Here is an 18,484-nt window from a genome sequence, read left to right on the forward strand (position 1 = left end):
GTATGAAAACCGTTGTTTTATTATTCCATCCTAATTTTGAAGCATCCCGCATTAATAAAGCTTTTGAACAGGCTATCAGCGGTGATTATACCGTTCGTCATATGTATGATTTATATCCGGACTTTAAAATTGATGTGGCTAAAGAACAGGCTGTTTTGACTGAGGCAGACCGCATCGTGTTGCAGTTCCCGATGTATTGGTACAGCTCCCCTTCCTTGTTAAAAGAATGGCAGGATCAGGTGCTCCTTTATGGTTGGGCTTACGGCAGCACCGGTAAAGCTTTACAAGGCAAAGAGTTGCTACTGGCTGTTTCCACCGGCGCACCTAATTATACTCATGAAGCCGGTATGTACACTGCTACCGAATTGCTTCGTCCGTTCCAAGCTATGGCTGAATTCTGCGGCATGACTTACTTGACGCCGTTTGTAGTAAAAGGCACTCTCACTATGAGTGATGAAGATTTGGCTAAACATGCTAAAGAATATGCTGAATATTTGAAACAGGACAGCATCCCTGCGTTGGGCAAGTTTGACTGAGTAAAGACTGAACTCCATGGACTGAAAGGTTTAAGGGTTTAGATTGCCTTTAAGCCTCTGTGTACTGACAATTAAATATAATAAGCCTCCGTGTATTTTCCATAGTGAAAATGTGCGGAGGCTTTTTGTTTTGAAAAACAGTGATGACAATTTAAATTCCAATAGCAAAAAAATGTAAAATTTAACAAGTTTTTGCTATTGATAGCATAAACTTGTAAAAATAAAAAGTTTTTGCTATCATACAAGTAAGAGGAGGTGGTTTTATGATGTCCGTGCGAGCACTGAAACCACGAGATTTTTACTTAAATAAATTGATTGCTTTTAAAGATACAGAACCGGTTAAAGTTGTAACCGGTATTCGGCGCTGTGGTAAGTCCAGCTTACTTAAACTGATGATAGCATGGTTGAAGGAGCAAGGGATATCTGACGATGCTATCGTTGAAATGAATTTTGAATCATTTACCTATAAAGATATGAGCGCTGATGATGTATATGCTTATGTGAAAGAGCGTATTTCCAAAACAGGGATTACCTATTTGTTCTTTGATGAAATTCAGCGTGTATCTGGTTGGGAAGAAGCAATTAATGCATTTCGTGTTGATTTTAACTGTGATATATATGTGACAGGTTCAAATACGTATTTATTATCATCGGAATATACTACCTATCTGTCCGGGCGTAGCGTAGAAATTAAAATGTTACCCCTTTCTTTTAAAGAGTTTATTGAGTTTAACTCATTAACGTTAAAAGAGATCATAACGCCTTTGGGGACGCAAGAGAGGCGAGTATATGATGATAATGGTCAAGTCTACTTGTTGTCAGATATATTTAATCTGTATTTACGCTTTGGCGGCATGCCGGGGATTGCCGATGTAGGTTTTGACCAAGATAGAGCTATGACTTTGCTTGATGGTATTTATAATACGGTTGTTGTACGCGATATTTTAGAACGGGAGCAACGTCGTAACCAAAGACAAGTGACGGACTCTGATTTGCTGCAGAAGATTGTAAGGTTCTTGGCCGATAATGTGGGAAGTAACATTTCGGCGTCGTCTATAGGTAATACTCTAGTTAATGAAGGTTTGCTTGATACGGGTAAACGTAGCGGTGGTCGCAATGGGACGCCTAGTGCTCACACTGTTCAAGCGTATATAGCGACTTTATTAGAAGCTTATTTCTTCTATGAAATTAAACGCTTTGATATTAAAGGGCGTGAATTTTTACGCACTTTAGGTAAGTATTATATTGTAGATATTGGGTTACGGAACTATCTACTTGGTTTTCGGGATCGTGATACAGGCCATGTATTGGAAAACGTGGTGTATTTGGAACTTTTGCGCCGTGGGTATGATGTGGCCATCGGTAAGATAGATCGTTTTGAGGTGGACTTCATAGCTACTAAAGCTGACGAAAAGCTATATATCCAAGTTACGGAGTCGATGCGTGATGAAACGGTGCGTGAACGTGAGCTCCGTCCATTGCAAAAAATACAGGATAACTATAAGAAATTGGTTCTGACTTTGGAACCGGGGATTGAAAGAGAATTTGGCGGAATTCAGGTTGTGAATGTGGTGGATTGGTTGGTAGGAAAGTAAATAATAGAATATTGTATAATATGTGAAATAAAAATGGCTACATCTAATTTAGGAAAATTCCATATTAGGTGTAGCCATTGTTTGTATTTTATAGTTTGTACTATGGATGATTTAAGTTACTGAGTTAAAAATTTTTTAATATTTCTTAGCCATTACACCGGCAATTTCTTTAAGTTGTAATTTAGATGCCATTTCAGGTAAGGCAACAATAACCAAATCGCGCATATTCAGTTTAGATTGAATGCGGAAGAAATGGATTGATGAATCAGCTTTGTTTTTACGAATCGTATTAGGCAACAAAGTGAGTCCATAGTTTTCTTTGGTGAGTGAATAGCAAGTATCCAGATTTTCTGTTTCTAAAATGGCTTTTGGTGTGAAGTGATGTTCTTCACAGATGGCATTTACAACTGTACGCAATTTTAAATGTGGCTTTAGAAGTATAAAAGGAAATTCTGAAAAACCTTCAAGGGATATAGGTTCATTTTGTTGACTCAAAGATTGAGCGAGTTCCATGGCTTTGGTGTTCTTTTCATTAATCGCCAAAAGAATTTCTTCTTTAACAATTGGGGTGGACACGAGTTGCGAGGAATAGATGGGCGTTGGAAAAATGCCGAGATCAAGATGACCGAGGATGATTTGGCGCTCCAAAAAATGGGATTCGCCTTCGACAATGTTAACATGTAAATTATCGTGATAATCTTTAAAAGCAGCCAGTGCATTAGATAACATGTGATGGCCGTAAAATTGTGAGATACCTAAAGAGATGGTATTATGCTCTAAGTGATTAAATTGAGCCAGTTCACGTTGCAATTTTTCAAAAGCACTTAAAATGGGAATCGCTTTCTTTATAAGATGCTCACCGGCTTCGGTGGGGATAACACGGGAGCGGTCTCGATAGAATAAGGTGAGACCCAACTCTAACTCTAATCGTTTTATAGCTTGGCTTAAGGCCGGCTGCGAAATAAACAGGGCATCGGCGGCTTTGGAAAAAGACTCAGTATCGGCAATAGTCTTTATGTTTTTTAAATCTTTAATATCCATAAGCAGTTCCTTTTTACATGACTATGCATAAGACTATGTATAACAAAATATTATACATTCATCATAATTAAATATTATCATAAAATACGCGAAAGTGGTACTATGAGTTTAAAGAATATGAAATATGTTTGATAGGTATTTTAGGCCGATGGCATAGTCGGTATAGGATAGGCTAAACTTTAAAAGAAATATAGCTTGGAGGCGAGCAGTATGAAACAAAATTTAACACGGAAGATTATAGCCGCTCATTTGGTTAGCGGAACTATGACGGTAGGTGAAGAAATTGCCGTAAAGGTAGATCAAACGTTAACTCATGATGTTACGGGGACACAGGCCTATTTGGCCTTTGAAACGATGAATGTGCCAAGAGTTAAAACGGAATTATCGGTCAGTTATGTAGATCATAACTTATTATATGCCGATAATAAAAATGCCGATGACCATGTATATTTGCAAAGTATTGCCAAAAAATACGGACTCTATTTATCGCGTGCCGGCAATGGGATTTGTCATACCGTTCATTTTGAACGCTTTGGTCAGCCGGGTAAAATTTTGTTGGGTTCCGACAGCCATACGCCTACCGGAAGTGCCATCGGCGCTTTAGCCATTGGTGCAGGTGGCCTTGATGTAGCGTTAGCTATGGCCGGTGAACCACTGTATCTGAAAATGCCTAAAGTGGTTAATGTACGATTACATGGTCGTTTGCGTCCCGGAGTGAGTGCCAAAGATATTATTTTGGAGATGCTCCGTCGTGAAACTGTTAAAGGCGGCGTCGGCAAAATATATGAATATACCGGGGACGGATTAGACTGCTTAAGTATTTATGATCGCTCTACGATTACTAACATGGGGGCCGAAATGGGGGCTACTACCTCTGTATTCCCAAGTGACGAAGTAGTGCATGAATTCTTTATTCATCAGCAGCGGGAAGAACAATGGCGCCCGTTGTTACCGGATGAAGAGGCGGATTATGATGAAGTCATCGACATTGATTTGGCCGCCTTAGAACCGTTGGTAGCGCAGCCGGATATGCCGGATAATGTTTGTAAAGTCAGTGAATTGGCCGATACGGTTAAATTAGATCAAGTATTTATCGGTAGTTGCACTAATGCGTCTTACAGCGATTTAGCAAAAGCGGCCGCCATTTTAAAAGGTCACACCGTTCATCCCGATGTGAGCCTGGTAGTGGCTGCGGGCAGCCGTCAAATTTTTGCCATGGCTTTGCGAGATGGGGTTATTTCAACCTTAGTTGATGCGGGTGCTCGAATCTTGGAATGTGGTTGCGGACCTTGTGTAGGGATTGGTCAAGCACCGCGTACTAACGGGGTCTCCTTACGTACTTCAAACCGTAACTTTAAAGGGCGCAGTGGCACCTTGGCCGCGTCCATCTACTTAGGCAGTCCTGAAGTGGCTGCTATCAGTGCGATTAAAGGGTATATTACTGATCCGATTCAAGAAGGTATAACCGATGTGCTAAGTACAGTAACAGAACCTTCAAGTTATATCGTTGAAGATAATATGATAATTCCACCACAAACGTCAGCGGAACCGGTTGAAATTATTCGCGGGCCTAATATTAAGCCGATGCCGATTAATGAACCATTACCGCAGACCATTGAGGCTCATGTTTCCGCTTACCGCGGTGATAATATTACAACAGATGATATTATTCCGGCTAATGCACAATTTTCCGCTTTGCGTTCCAATATCCCGGCAATCAGCCAAATTACGTTTAGCCGTATTGATCCGGATTTTGTAAAACGGGCAGAAGCATATGGTAAATCGTTTATTGTCGGTGGTGAAAACTACGGTCAAGGCTCCAGTCGTGAGCATGCCGCCATTGCACCGATGTATTTAGGGGTTAAAGCGATTATTACCAAATCATTGGCTCGAATCCATAAAAATAATCTAATTAATCATGGCGTGGTACCACTTAATTTTGTAGATGCAGCGGATTATGATCGTATTGCGCAAGATGATGAATTGCGTATTGAAAATTTCCCGAGTCAATTAGAATCGAGAAAAGTAACGGTTATAAATGTTACCAAAGGATTCTCATTTGATACCAAGGCAGATTTAACGGACCGCGAAGTAAATATTCTGATTAATGGCGGTCAATTGCGCTTAGTCCAATCTAAAAATCAAAAGCAGTGATTATATAATTTAAGAAAAAATGTTTAGTTACAGTACAACAGTGATTACATATCTTTAGGAAAAATATATAGCTGCAGTACATCAGTGATTATATAGCTAAAGGGAAATAGTAATTATTTAGGGATAGTTGGGAGGAATACACATGTTTGCTTATGTAGGTTGTCGTACCACAGAACATCGTAATGCGCGAGGTAAAGGGATTTCTACGTATGAAGTTACGGAAAAGGGCTGGCGTTTATTGGGGATTACGCCTATTTTGGAAAACCCGTCTTATTTATCTTTTGATAAAAATAAAGACTTTTTATATACCGTTCATGGCGATTACGAAGAAGTAAGTGCTTTTAAAGTAGAAACGGACGGATCCCTTACCTTTTTGAACACTGTCAACTGTAAAGGTAAAAATCCGGTATATATTGAGGTTTCACCGGATAATCGGTTCTTATACGTGGCTACATTACAAGGCGGTACGGTAACAACGATTCCACGTCAAGCTGACGGTTCTTTGGGCGAAGCTATTTATGTAGCTCATATTAAAGGCCTGACGGATGATAGCGTATCCTTAGCACATCAATGTGTTTTGGATAAAACGGGTCAATGGTTATTGGTGCCTACGCAGGGCCGTCATATCGGTCATGAACGAATCTATGTGTTTAAAGTCAATGCCGAAACCGGCGAATTAACAGAACATGCCCATGTGGATGCCAGAACGTATGCGGAACCTCGTCACTTGACAATCAGCAAAGATAATCGCCGTGTATATTTAGTAAATGAAAAGGGCAACTCGGTTACTTATTATGACTTTGATGATACAACCGGCCATTTAAAAGCGTTACAGATTATTCCGTCCTTGCCGGAAACGTATACCGGTCAAGGTCAAGCCAGTACAGCGTTGCTCAGCCCGAATGAAGAGTTTTTATACTCCACGAATCGGATGCATGAGAGCGTGGCTATATATCGCGTGAATAAAGAGACCGGTTATTTAACAAACTTAGGTTTTGTTTCTGTGCTCGGCAAAACACCACGATTTTTTGCCTTTATGCCTGATAACCAACAGTTGTTGATTGCTAATGAAGATTCCGATACCTTGCAGCTCTTTGATGTCGATGCAGAACATGGCAACCTTACTTTTGCCGGCGTGACGATTGATACGGGTAGCCCTACCAGTGTACTTTTTAAATAGGGGGGCTTACTATGAGTATGGCTGTAATTACAATTGTATGTCTTATCGTTGCCATTGCGATTGGTTTTTTCAGGCAGCTGAATGTAGGTATATTATCCATCATGGGAGCCTTTATTGTGGGCCACATGATGGGACTCAATGATAAACAGATTATATCGGGCTTTAACGGTAATTTGTTTGTTACCCTTATGGGCGTTACGTTTTTATTTAGTATTCTAAATTCCAATGGAACGATTCAACTGTTGGCAACGCGGAGTGTTTCCTTAGTAGGATCACATAATTGGCTGATTCCGATTGTTATCTTTTTGACCGGTTATATTATGACCGGTCTCGGTCCCGGTGCCATTCCGATGTTGGCCATTATGCCGGCTTTTGCTATTCCGGTAGCCATTGCTCGCGGTTATAATCCGATTATGATGGCGCTCATTGCCGACTTTGGTGTGTTTGGCGGACGCATGTCGCCGATTACACCGGAAAGTATTCTGGTTCGCGAATTATTAGCCAAGGGTAATATTGTTTCGCCTGAGCTCGTGACTGTTCTTATCGCCAATGAGACGTTAACCGGCGTAGTGTGTGCGCTTATTGCGTTTATATACTATAAAGGGTATAAAGTTAAACACGTTCAAGTTTCGGAAAAAGTAGTACCATTTAACCGTCAGCAGTGGTTTTCCTTAGTGGGGTTACTAACGATGGTTGTATTGGTTATTTTCTTCAAACACAATGTGGGCTTAGTATCATTTACTGTAGGCGGCGCCTTACTGTGTTTAGGAGTAGCTGAAGAATCAAAAAGTATTAAAGGCATTCCTTGGAGCGTGCTGATTATGATTTGCGGTGTAGGCACTTTAATGAAACTTGTTGTTGAAAGTGGCGGTATCACTATCATATCTGACTTTTTAGCTATCCTTATGAATTCCGGTACGGCATCCGGGATTATGGGGATTATTGCAGGGATTATGTCGTGGTTCTCTTCGGGATTGAGTGTAGTATTCCCTACGTTGCTACCGACGGTAGCCGGGTTGGCGGAAGCCATCGGTGATAATGTAAATGCTATAGAAATGGCATCACTCATTGTTATCGGGGGCACCTTTACCGGTGTGAGTCCGTTTTCTACGACGGGCGGGCTTATCTTGGCAACCCTAATGACGGATGAAACCAGTGCTAATACAGATGTACGTGAGCATAAAAGTCGTAAGATTTTTATTGAATTGTTGATTTGGTCTTGTATAACACTCGTTGTATTAGCTACTTTGGCATTTACCGGCGTTTATGGATTACTTTATAAGTTAATAGTATAATGTTTTGAAAAAGGGGCCGTGTATGCGAGTCCCTTTTGTATTAATGGAGGTATATATGATAGAAATAAGGGCGATTGAGCCTGTTGATGAAAGGAAACATACTGTATGGCTGGACGAGTTAAAGACCTTATCGGCAGCGGTAGTCAGCGATGCATTGGATGTAGTCAGAGGCCGTTTAAAAAAGCAAGCTGAAGAGACCGAAAGCGTGGTTTTGCAGCGTCTCATCGGTAGCAAGAGAGGCGGCGTTTTGCCAAGCTCCATACAATCACTGGGAGAGTGTGAACAAACGTTGGTCGGTAGTGTAACTACGGTTTGGGCACCGGATGGTACCAGTTTGCCCCTACATTTGGCTTTATTGAAGCAAGCTCGCCATCATGTTGTGGTGGTAGCAACCAATCAATGTAAAACAACATCTTATATTGGTGACATACAGGCTTTATTAGCTTATCGGAATCAGTGTCAGGGGCTCATTATCGATGGCTTGGTACGAGATAAAAGGGGCATTTTGGCGACGGCTTTGCCGGTATTTTGCAGCGGTACTTCACCTAAACGGCCCAATAAGGCGGAACGTGGCGGCATTAATGTGTCCATTGAAATAGGTTCTATACATATAGAGCCTGAGGACTATGTGGTAGCTGATGCGGATGGTGTTGTAATTGTACCTCGTGAATTAGTGCGCGAGGTTATCGATGCAGCTAAGCAAAAAGAAGCGTACGATAAAGCTCGAAAAGACCGGGTTGCTCAGTTTGATTTTAAATCAGTTAATGATGAACATGATTATGAAACCATAGTGACTGAAGATGTTGCAAGATATTTAAAAATTGAAAACTTTAAGCAATAGCCAAAGTAAAAGATTATAAAACTTAACAGTTACTGCAATTATAGAAGCACTTTGCAAATCGCGAAGTGCTTTTTGCATTTTGAAGGACTCCGGATGCTTTGCATTTTTCCATAAATTCGAGATGTTTAATCAATAATGATAATAGATAAAGTGGTCTGAGTAGTTATTGTAGAATTAAATATAAAATAAAATAAGTAGTAAAACTATGAAAGTAAAATGAGTGTAAAGTATTAAAATATTTTGCTAACATATTAGGGGCGATGTTGTAAATATGGGATATTTAGGCGTTTTCGTTTCTTGTTTAACCATATAAATAAAAGTTTTAAAGTAAATAATAATTATTTTCCAAAAGTAATTGACATCGATTATTCTCTATGTTATAATCTAACCATAGCAAGAGATAATGATTATAAATTATGTTTAGAAATGCTAAAACCTGAATATAAATTAATGATATTCGGTTGAAATATTAAATGATATTTTTAATGTTAATGATTAAAATTCGTAGGGATTGTAAATAGAGGTTTACAATTCAAGGAGGAAACAAATTATGAAAAACGTACAAGAAGTAAACAAATATTTAGCAAACTTAGCAATTTGGAACGTAAAATTGCACAACCTTCATTTCAATGTAGTAGGTTCCCAGTTCGTTCCAACTCATGAATACTTGGAAAGCGTATACGACAATGCATTCGAATACTATGATGCAGTAGCTGAAGCTCTTAAAATGGCAGGCGAAGAACCGGTAGTACGTGTTTCCGAATACTTGAAATTGGCTACTATCGAAGAATTGGATGGCCGTGCATTCAGCGTTAAAGAAGTATACGAAATTTTACAGGCTGACTTCAAATTGATGTCCGATTTGGCTCTTAAAATTCGTGAAGAAGCCGGTGAAGAAGACAACTTCGCGTTGTCCAACTTGATGGAAGATCACATTGAGTACTACACTAAACAGCTTTGGTTCTTACGTGCTAGCTTAGCATAAGAAGTTAGCTTAAGCACTGCGAAGCAGTTAGTATACTTGCTCAACAGAATAACAACATAAATAGCTCAACACACAATAAGATAAACAAGAAAAGCGATGGATTTCGGTCCATCGCTTTTTTGTATGTTTGAGTTAGCTTTTAGAATTTTAAATTAAGTTCAGCTCGATAATAGTTCCCGCGTGATTGACCATTTTGTTTTTTGCTGCCAAATCCATAGAAGGCAGAAAAGCCTAAGTTTTTATCTAAAGCGTAATCGACCGTAGCGAGCCATCCTTTATAGTCATATAGCCAAGCTTGGGCAAAACGAGATGTAAAAATCGGTGAATTTATGTCTTCGTCAAAATATTGTAACTTAAGATCCCAAGAGTTTGCTTTAGAAAGAGTGTAGTTTCCGTAACTAATACCGGCGACCCAAGCTGTAGCATTAGAGAAGTCTTTTGCTTTAATCCATTCGCCACTAAGTCCTAACATTGGGGCAACTTTAATATCGGCACTGACTCCATAAAAGTCAGTATCTATATTTTGATTACCAACTAGATAATATCCGGCTACGGCAATATTTTTAGAAAATGTTTGTCTGATTTGAATTACTGTTAATGTCGGGTTTTCATCGGTACTTAAATTAGGAACGATTTTAGTTCTTTTGCTATTTTTGGAGGCGGGAAATGTAGAGGCATAGAATGAAGTTAACGCACCGTAACCTAATTCAAGTTGAGTGTTATTAAATTTTGTAGAAAATATTATGCCGTCAAAGGGTTCATTGCTATATGCCAAACCTTCACCAAGTCGAAGACCGGTTCGACCAAGAGAAATAGTATTTGCAGTGTTGAATTTGTGATTAATTGCTAAACGATCAAATGCGATATCATTATTAAGTGTATTACCAAATTCCGGATCGCCTTTTGTATTACCTGTTCTAATCCTAATTATTGCAGATGTATTTTTGGCGATGTTGGTATCGAATTGAATCCGTGCACGATAATCAAATTTAGATTTACTATTCGTTTTGAATACGCCCTTTTCTTCCGAGCCGCGATACCGCAGGCGTATGTCGCCACTTGTTTTTACATTACCGATTTTTTCGTTTAAATTATCTATGCGAATTCCAAGAGCTTTCAGCTCCGATGAAAACTCATTTGATAGTTTGTTTATTATAGCCTGCTGCTCTGCAGTTGCATTCTTTTGATTAGCTATTGCTTGGCCGACCATCTGTGCCAATTCATAGCGCGTAATATTTTGGGTTCCTTTAAAGGTAGAATCAGGATATCCTTTAATGATATTTGCTTCTGCTAGTGCAGCTACAGATTGAAATGCCCAATGGTCTGAAGCTACGTCAGAAAATGGATTAGTTGCTAGTACAGGGGCAGTTGACAGTAAAGCTAGTAAAATACTTAGTGAAAACGTTTTCTTTTTTCATTTGAGTTACTCCCTTTCTTGGTAACAATGAGAACTTTTTAGGGTGTAACAGTAAGTAGTAGTAATTGAAGTATAACATCAGTAATCGATTTAGCAAATAAAAAATTATTTTTCACAATAAAATATGATAGGTATGATTAAAAGTAACAGGTCCAGTAATTAGGTATTTTAACGGGTTTTGCTGGAGTGGAGGAAAGCCTTTTTGTAAAGCGATGCTACGGATGCGTAAAAAGCATAACAAAAATGATTGACAGTTATTTGATAGAGGTGTATCTTGTAGATAAAGGTTATGGAAAACATTTTCTATAAAGTTTAAATTTAAACCGGTTTTGTTAAGTGATAGTAAGTAGTAATTGTTTTCTTATTTTAGAAAGGATGTATTCACTATGTTAAACGACAATTGGAAAGGTTTAAATCCGGCAATAATGGTTCCTTTGAATGATGATTATTCTATTAATGAACAAGAACTTCGCAACTACGTTGAATGGTTAATTCAATATGAACATATTACAGGCCTTGTTACAAACGGTCATACCGGTGAAATCGGTGGCTTTACAAGAGAAGAACGTGCTCGAATTACTCGAATTGTAGCCGATCAAGCAAAAGGTCGTGTACGTATTATCTCCGGTGTTAGTGCCGAAGGTACAATCGACGCTATTGAAGATGCTAAGGCTGCTCAAGAAGCCGGTGCTGATGGTATCTTGTTGATGCCACCACATGTATGGTTGCGTTTTAGTATGAAACAACAATCTGCTATTCAATTTATTAAAGACGTAGCTGATGCAATCGATATCGGTATCGTAATTCACTTGTATCCTGCTAACTCTAAAGGTTTCTATCCGGTTCAAACCCTTCTTGAAATGTGTAAGATTCCTAATGTTAAAGCTATTAAAATGGGTACTCGTGATGAAGCTTTATACGAACGCGATATTCGTATCTTAAGAGAAAAAGCCCCTCATGTAATGTTATGGACTTGCCATGATGAATACATCTGTACTTCTTTATTGAATCCTGGTATGGATGGTGCCTTGATTGGTTTCTGTGGCTGCGTACCTGAACTCATCAATAATATGTACCAAAAAGTACTTGAAGGTAATTTGTTTGAAATTCGTGAAGCTAACGAACCAGTTCAGAGAATGTCCGCAGCTATTTATGGTACAGGCGAACCTACCGGTGAAGCTCATGCACGTATGAAAGAAGCTCTTTATCAACGTAAAGTATTTAGCTCGCCATTAATGCGTAAACCTTTAATTCCATTATCTCAAGAAGAAAAAGATAGCGTATCTGAAGCTATTAAATTGGGTGGCGTTAAAACGGTTGACTTAGTATAATACTGACAAGATAATTTATTCACCCACGAACTCAAGAATGTTTTGGAGAGCGGGTTAAAGATGTGAAAGTTGAGAGGATAACTGAATAGGTTTATCCTCTCTTTTCATGAGTTTGTATAGTGAATTTCCTAATTTATATATAGGAGATACAGCTATGGCTAATATAATGGTAGACGGAAAACCCGTTAGAAAATTAAGCTTTTGGGAATTGTTGAAGAAAGTAGGGCCGGGCATTATTTTAACCGGCGTGGTTATAGGTCCTGGAAATATAACAATATCAGCTATGTTGGGTGCCAATTATGGTTACAGCATGATTTGGTTAATATTGCCGATTATTTTTATGGGAATCGCATTTATGATGACGGCATATAGGATTGGTATGTTAACCGGAATGCCGATTATTCATGCAATACGTCATTATTATGGAAATTGGGCCGCTATTATTGCCGGTCTCGCTACATTTTTGGCTTGTTTTTTCTTTACATTAGGGAATATTACAGGTACAGGCGCCGGGATGCAGTTAATTTTTAATATTAACTGGAAAATAGGTGCATTGATTATGTTAGTAATTTTGATGTATTGCTATTTTTCTAAAGGTGTTTACAATAAAGTCGAAAAAGGAATTTTGATTTGTATAGTAGCAATGATTATTGCTTTTTTTGCGACTTTAGTTTCGGTTGGAGGTCCTGATTGGGGAGAATTTGGGTATGGCTTATCTCATTGGACTGTGGCTGCTGGTAGTTTAGCTACAGCATTGGGGTATATTAGTACTAATGCATCGGTCACAGCCGGTGTTTATGGCACTTATTTAGGTCTAGAAAAGAAGTGGAAAAAAGAGGATTTGTTTAATGGTACTATGTTTGCTGACTCATTGGTACACATTATATCTGTGGTCTTGATTTCGGGTGCAATTGTATTAGTAGGAGCTATTGTATTACATCCGCAGGGCTTAGGCATTAAACAGCCAGCTCAGTTAGCTGATTTATTGGTTCCATTTATGGGTGATGCAGCTAAATATCTAATGGGCGTTGCTTTGTTGGGTGCTGGGTTCTCCTCTTTGTTAGGGAATACACAACGAGGAATGGTTTTACTAAATGCCGGATTTGATAAACCAGTTGGCCTAGAGTCAAAACCTATAAAATGGGGGTGTTTAATCTGTATTGTAGTTGCAACAATTATTTGCTTCTTCTATAACGGATCTCCAACTCAATTGATTTTTATTGCTAATGTGGCTACTGCAATTGCGACACCGTTTGCGGGGCTATTTATGACATTGATGATTTTTCGTGATGATATTAATGAAGGGTATGATAAACCACGGTTCTTGCAGTTTTCGATGTTGATTAGCTACTTGTTTGTGTTAGTTATTACTGGTTTTGCTGTTGCTAAAATGTTCTAATTTTTTTTACATTGAGTTATAATACTATTATATAAGTATTATTATTTTATTCTGTTAATGTTAATTTATTAAAGACTGATATAAATATTGTGCTATATGATTTAAATGATAGTATTTTGGTTGAGGTAATATAATGTCGTATTCTATTGAAGATGTTGCTAATGAGGCCGGCGTTTCTATTGCAACCGTGTCTAGGGTAATAAATAACTCTAGCCATGCTGTTTCAGAAAAAACGAGAAAAAAGGTTGAAAAGGCAATAAAAAAACTTGATTATAAACCAAATATTTCGGCTCAAACATTACGTCAATCCTATACAAATGTAATTGCTTTTATTGCAAGAGATTTATCTGATGCTTATTACGGTGAAATGGCGAGAGGTATTACAGAAGCAGCTATAAGCAGAGGGGTTTTGTCTTTTGTTTGTAACACAGGGCGTAAGACAGATGATGAAATGCGTTATCATGAATTATTTAATCAATACCGTATACGCGGTTTGATTTTGGGTGGTGGCGGCTTTGATACTGAGGCTTATAAGAACAATCTTCAAGATGAGGTAGAGAAGTATAAATCTCGTAACCTTAGAATCGTTGCATTAGCACCTCAAGGTATTGAAATGGATTCAGTTATGATTGACAATTCTGAGGCTTCTAAGAAAATGACAGAGTATTTAGTGAATCATGGACATAAAAATATTTTGTACATTGGAGGACCTGCTAATGTTTGTACGGTTAAGGAACGTTTAAAAGGGTTTAAATTAGCGTTACAAGAGCATAATATACCTATTAATAAAAAACTAATTATTCATACGGATAATACTTGGAAAGGCAGTTATGAAACTGTTAGTGAAGTATTAAAATCAGGGCATGAATTTACAGCAGTTTTTTGTGATAATGATAATGTGGCCTTAAGTGTGATGAGAGCTATTCAGGATTTTGGTCTGAGTGTGCCGGAAGATATTTCTGTAGTAGGTATGGGGGGGTTACCCAATAGTCAATATTCGTCTCCTCAACTAACCACAATAAAAATACCATTGTATGAGATTGGCGCAAAGGCTGTAGAAACGGTACTGACCACTAAAGATTATCCAAATACTGTTGAGAAACTTTTGTTTTCGACAGAGATTCGAGAAGGAAGTAGCGTAAAAAGCATTATTAGTAATGAAAATAATTAAAAAGAGTAGCCGTAACTTCAGATTACATCTGTCGTCAGGCTACTCTTTTTTTGGAAGTACAAAGTTTAAAGGTATAGGAGATTAACACTTCATGCCGGAACCCTTGCGGGCATAGAACCAATAGGTGATGACTATGGTCACGGCGATGAAGGCTAAAATTATATAGAACGCAGGCATTACCGATTCATAAGTGCTGTAGGCCCAACCGAAAACTTTCGGAATAAAGAAGGCTCCGTAAGCGCCCATGGCAGCGGTAAACCCCGTTACTAACGAAGATTGCATGCCGTCTGTAAAGATGTACGGAATCATGCGGAAGGATGCGCCCGTTTCAAAGCCTGTCATGAAGAACAAGAACAGGAAGGCGGCAAAGAAAAGTAAGAAGTTATGGCTGTTAATACCAATCATGATAACAATAGCGGCAAAGAACATGCCAATCAAGGAAAGCATGGTAATTTTAGTGCCGCTGTTGATTTTATCGGCCAACCAACCGCCTACGGGACGAATGCCGGCGCCGATGAACGGGCCAAGAAATGCACCGTAAGCGAACGGAATTTCAGGGAATTCTTTATTTACCAAGAGGCTCAAAGCGACGGAGAAACCGATGAAGGAACCGAAGCCGCAGGTATAAATCCAGGTCATGAGCCAAGTGTGTTTATTAGTGAAAATACTCATCATGGAAGCGGGACTCTGTTTTGGTAATGGTAAGTTGTCCATGTATTTTACGATAAGTCCCAAGGTGATGAGAATTTGTATAATGCCTACATAGCAGGTGTTTTGCAAAAAGATGATGGTGCCGTCGTTTAAGGTTTGCGGCGTGCCTACGAGTGGGGCAAACACCGTCATCCCCATAACAATCGGTGCCATGAGGAAGATGATGGAAACCCCGAGGTTGCCGATACCGGCATTAATGCCAAGGGCTGTACCGCGTTTGGACCGCGGGAAGAAGTGACCGATGTTGGCCATGGAGGAGGAGAAGTTTGCCCCGGCGATACCGAGTAAGGCTACATAGAGGAAGAAAGTTTCGTACGATGTAGTCGGATCCTGCAAGGCTTGGGCGAGCCCCCAAAGCGGCACCAAGAGAAAGGCGGTGGCAATGAAGGTCCAGTTACGGCCACCCAGAATGCCCGGCATATAGGTATAAATGAGACGCCCCGTAGCCCCGATGAGCCCCGGCATGGCGGCCAAGGTAAAGAGCTGCTCATCGGTAAAGTGGAAGCCGATGGCATTTAACTTTACGGCGATGGTTGACCATAAGGTCCATACGCAGAAGGACAAGGTCAAGGCGATAGTTGATACGATTAGGTTTTGATTAGCGATTTTTTTACCATATTGATTCCAAAACTGTTCGTTCTCCGGATTCCATTGAGCCATTATTTAGCGGCGACTCAGTTTTGGTGCTGAAGTTGTTGCTGACATGCTTACACTCCTTTGTTACAGTAATGTTAAACTTAGCCGTTACTCAGTGTTATAGATAACGGCTATATCAACATGACAATTTTGGCTTTATATAAGGCTGTATCAAGTTGATTTATTTCGGGATACAGTCATGGTCATAAAGCGTGTCTAATTGGAGTATAGGAAAAATATTCGATTTTGTATGTGACAAATATCACTGAAAAGTAAGATTCTGTGAAAAAGGATGTTTTTAAAAAAATCAAATCAAATTAATCATGTCTTTGTGAGGTGGAATTCAAGATGAAAAATTGTGCAATTTGTAGAATACTTGAATTTAAGTCTATATGTGGCACTAAATATATAAATTTAAATATATAGTATGCTATAATAGAATAGATAATGCTTTAGGGAAAGGGCGTTTTACGATAGATTATAACTGAGGTGCTACGTATGAAGTATACGTTTGATATGGTAAAAGACTTACGCGCGTTTCGCGATATTGATGAATCGGATTTCAAAACGCTTTTGCAAACAGTGGGTGCTTTTACGAAGAAAATTAAAAAAGGCGGTTATATTACGCTGGCCGATGAAGAGGTGCCTTGTGTGAGCGTGATTCTGAAAGGCACGGTTCACATGATGAGTGAAGATATTTGGGGTAATCGGTCGATTTTGGTGTTTATGAATCGTGGCGATTTATTCGGTGAATCCTTTGCGTGCAGTTCAAACCAGGTCTCGCTGGTTAATTTTTATGCCGCCTCCGACGTGACGGCCCTCTACATTCCGTTCGATAAATTATTGTCATTGTCCGCCAATGATTTGGGGGCGTATCGTCAATTGGTACAGAATATTATGACTCTTGTGGCCGATAAGAATGTGCGAATCTTGCAAAAGCTGGAAATCGTGTCTAAGCGTAACTTACGCGATAAGCTGATGGCTTATTTTTCCTATATGGCCAAGGTTTGGGGCAGCATGGAATTTGATGTGCCTCTAGGTCGTGTAGCGCTCAGCGAGTATCTCTGTGTGGACCGCAGTGCGTTGACCAGGGAGTTATCGCGTATGCAGGATGACGGTTTAATCGAATTTGAAAAAAATCACTTTAAAATTTTGGCTCCGGCCGATTCGCTGACATAATACGCCGACCGATTCACTGACATAATATTATAGGGGTTGGTTTACCGCTTTAGGTTTTAAGCGATGATAGCTTTAGGTTTTATGCCATGAAGTAAAATTAAATACTAACTTAGAAGAGCGACGATTGTATTCGGCGCTCTTTTTGCGTTGTAGGGATGAAAGTAATGGTGGTAAGAGTGCAATTAAGATTCAAAAACTTTGATATATTCTTTAACTAAATGTCCCTTTGGATTAATTTTATCGATATATGTGATATAAATCACACAACCAAAAACGTTCCTTTGGTATTCTGAAGGTAACAAGGAGGGACAACGCATGAATACGTTTTTTAAAAAATTTTCCTATCTAATACCTAAAAATAAAAGTGAATCAGGTCATCAAGCGGAGTATCAAGGCGGCCGCGACTGGGAATCCATGTATCGTAACCGTTGGTCGTATGACAAAGTGGTGCGCTCCACGCATGGCGTAAACTGCACCGGTTCCTGCAGTTGGAATGTTTTTGTCAAAAACGGTATCGTGACGTGGGAGAATCAGAATCATGATTATCCTGAAACCAGTCCCGATATGCCGGACTTCGAACCGCGTGGCTGCCCGCGTGGTGCTTCGTTCTCTTGGTATATGTACAGCCCGTTGCGTGTGAAATATCCGTACGTTCGCGGTGAATTGGCGGATATGTGGCGCGAAGCCAAAAAAGACCATCCGAATGCGTTAGAAGCGTGGAAATCTATCGTGACGGATCCTGAGAAAACTAAACGCTATAAGTCCGCCCGCGGTATGGGTGGTTTTGTCCGTTCTACCTGGGATGAAGCGTCTGAAATTGCGGCCGCTTCCATGCTTTACACGGTGCAGACCTACGGTCCGGATCGTAACTTCGGCTTTTCGCCGATTCCGGCCATGTCCATGCTAAGTTATGCCGCCGGTGCCCGTTTCATGAACCTCATGGGCGGTGCTTGCCTCAGTTTCTATGACTGGTATGCCGATTTGCCGCCGGCCAGTCCGCAGGTGTGGGGCGA

The 18,484-nt window shown here is 39.6% G+C and carries 15 protein-coding genes and 1 pseudogene; 12 read left to right on the forward strand and 4 right to left on the reverse strand.

The genetic code is table 11. The features are described 5' to 3' along the window. Window positions 1–2: 2 nt before the first annotated feature. Both E7204_RS00490 and E7204_RS00495 read left to right on the forward strand, forming a co-directional pair. Entirely contained in the window at window positions 3–536 is a 534-nt protein-coding gene (locus E7204_RS00490; protein ID WP_295180541.1) for an NAD(P)H-dependent oxidoreductase, read from the forward strand. 263 nt (window positions 537–799) lie between these two features. After that, window positions 800–2,131 carry an ATP-binding protein gene (locus tag E7204_RS00495; protein WP_295180543.1) on the forward strand — a complete coding sequence of 444 codons (1,332 nt, stop codon included), beginning with the start codon at window positions 800–802 and terminating at the stop codon, window positions 2,129–2,131. A 135-nt stretch (window positions 2,132–2,266) separates the two neighbouring features. On the opposite strand, the gene E7204_RS00500 is transcribed toward E7204_RS00495, so the two are convergent. Further along, a complete protein-coding gene (locus E7204_RS00500) occupies window positions 2,267–3,172 on the reverse strand; it encodes a LysR family transcriptional regulator (protein WP_295180545.1) in 906 nt (301 codons plus the stop codon). A gap of 210 nt (window positions 3,173–3,382) precedes the next feature. Between E7204_RS00500 and E7204_RS00505 the strand changes: the two genes are divergently transcribed. The 5 genes from E7204_RS00505 (at window position 3,383) to E7204_RS00525 (ending at window position 9,627) form a co-directional block, all read left to right on the forward strand. After that, window positions 3,383–5,326: an aconitate hydratase gene (locus E7204_RS00505; RefSeq protein ID WP_295180547.1), complete on the forward strand. Its 1,944-nt coding sequence runs from the start codon at window positions 3,383–3,385 to the stop codon at window positions 5,324–5,326. A gap of 142 nt (window positions 5,327–5,468) precedes the next feature. Continuing rightward, window positions 5,469–6,506 carry a lactonase family protein gene (locus E7204_RS00510; RefSeq protein WP_295180549.1) on the forward strand — a complete coding sequence of 346 codons (1,038 nt, stop codon included), beginning with the start codon at window positions 5,469–5,471 and terminating at the stop codon, window positions 6,504–6,506. Window positions 6,507–6,517: 11 nt separating this feature from the next. After that, entirely contained in the window at window positions 6,518–7,801 is a 1,284-nt protein-coding gene (locus E7204_RS00515; RefSeq protein WP_295180551.1) for an SLC13 family permease, read from the forward strand. 55 nt (window positions 7,802–7,856) lie between these two features. Then, the gene (locus tag E7204_RS00520) at window positions 7,857–8,642 is read left to right on the forward strand and encodes an RraA family protein (protein WP_295180553.1); all 786 of its coding nucleotides are present in this window, start codon (window positions 7,857–7,859) and stop codon (window positions 8,640–8,642) included. Window positions 8,643–9,192: 550 nt separating this feature from the next. Continuing rightward, window positions 9,193–9,627: a DNA starvation/stationary phase protection protein gene (locus E7204_RS00525; protein ID WP_295180555.1), complete on the forward strand. Its 435-nt coding sequence runs from the start codon at window positions 9,193–9,195 to the stop codon at window positions 9,625–9,627. A gap of 139 nt (window positions 9,628–9,766) precedes the next feature. Here E7204_RS00525 and E7204_RS00530 read toward each other — a convergent pair whose 3' ends face one another. Continuing rightward, window positions 9,767–10,837 carry a major outer membrane protein gene (locus E7204_RS00530; RefSeq protein ID WP_295180557.1) on the reverse strand — a complete coding sequence of 357 codons (1,071 nt, stop codon included), beginning with the start codon at window positions 10,835–10,837 and terminating at the stop codon, window positions 9,767–9,769. 15 nt (window positions 10,838–10,852) lie between these two features. Next, window positions 10,853–11,017: pseudogene (locus E7204_RS09595) on the reverse strand (S-layer homology domain-containing protein); the annotation flags it as partial. Window positions 11,018–11,430: 413 nt separating this feature from the next. Here E7204_RS09595 and E7204_RS00535 point away from each other — a divergent pair. The 3 genes from E7204_RS00535 to E7204_RS00545 all read left to right on the forward strand — a co-directional run bounded on the left by E7204_RS00535 (window position 11,431) and on the right by E7204_RS00545 (window position 14,945). Continuing rightward, window positions 11,431–12,375 carry a dihydrodipicolinate synthase family protein gene (locus E7204_RS00535; RefSeq protein ID WP_295180559.1) on the forward strand — a complete coding sequence of 315 codons (945 nt, stop codon included), beginning with the start codon at window positions 11,431–11,433 and terminating at the stop codon, window positions 12,373–12,375. Window positions 12,376–12,529: 154 nt separating this feature from the next. Further along, the gene (locus E7204_RS00540; RefSeq protein ID WP_295180561.1) at window positions 12,530–13,774 is read left to right on the forward strand and encodes an Nramp family divalent metal transporter; all 1,245 of its coding nucleotides are present in this window, start codon (window positions 12,530–12,532) and stop codon (window positions 13,772–13,774) included. 133 nt (window positions 13,775–13,907) lie between these two features. Then, the gene (locus E7204_RS00545) at window positions 13,908–14,945 is read left to right on the forward strand and encodes a LacI family DNA-binding transcriptional regulator (RefSeq protein ID WP_295180562.1); all 1,038 of its coding nucleotides are present in this window, start codon (window positions 13,908–13,910) and stop codon (window positions 14,943–14,945) included. An 81-nt stretch (window positions 14,946–15,026) separates the two neighbouring features. Here E7204_RS00545 and E7204_RS00550 read toward each other — a convergent pair whose 3' ends face one another. Next, window positions 15,027–16,316, reverse strand: a complete 1,290-nt coding sequence (locus E7204_RS00550; RefSeq protein WP_295180563.1) for an MFS transporter — start codon at window positions 16,314–16,316, stop codon at window positions 15,027–15,029. 474 nt (window positions 16,317–16,790) lie between these two features. Between E7204_RS00550 and E7204_RS00555 the strand changes: the two genes are divergently transcribed. After that, a complete protein-coding gene (locus E7204_RS00555) occupies window positions 16,791–17,471 on the forward strand; it encodes a Crp/Fnr family transcriptional regulator (protein WP_295180566.1) in 681 nt (226 codons plus the stop codon). Between the two features lie 315 nt (window positions 17,472–17,786). Next, on the forward strand, window positions 17,787–18,484 hold a 698-nt coding region (locus E7204_RS00560; RefSeq protein ID WP_295180568.1), incomplete at its 3' end, for a molybdopterin-dependent oxidoreductase.

Source organism: Veillonella sp., from assembly GCF_015058545.1.
GTDB lineage: Bacteria > Bacillota > Negativicutes > Veillonellales > Veillonellaceae > Veillonella_A.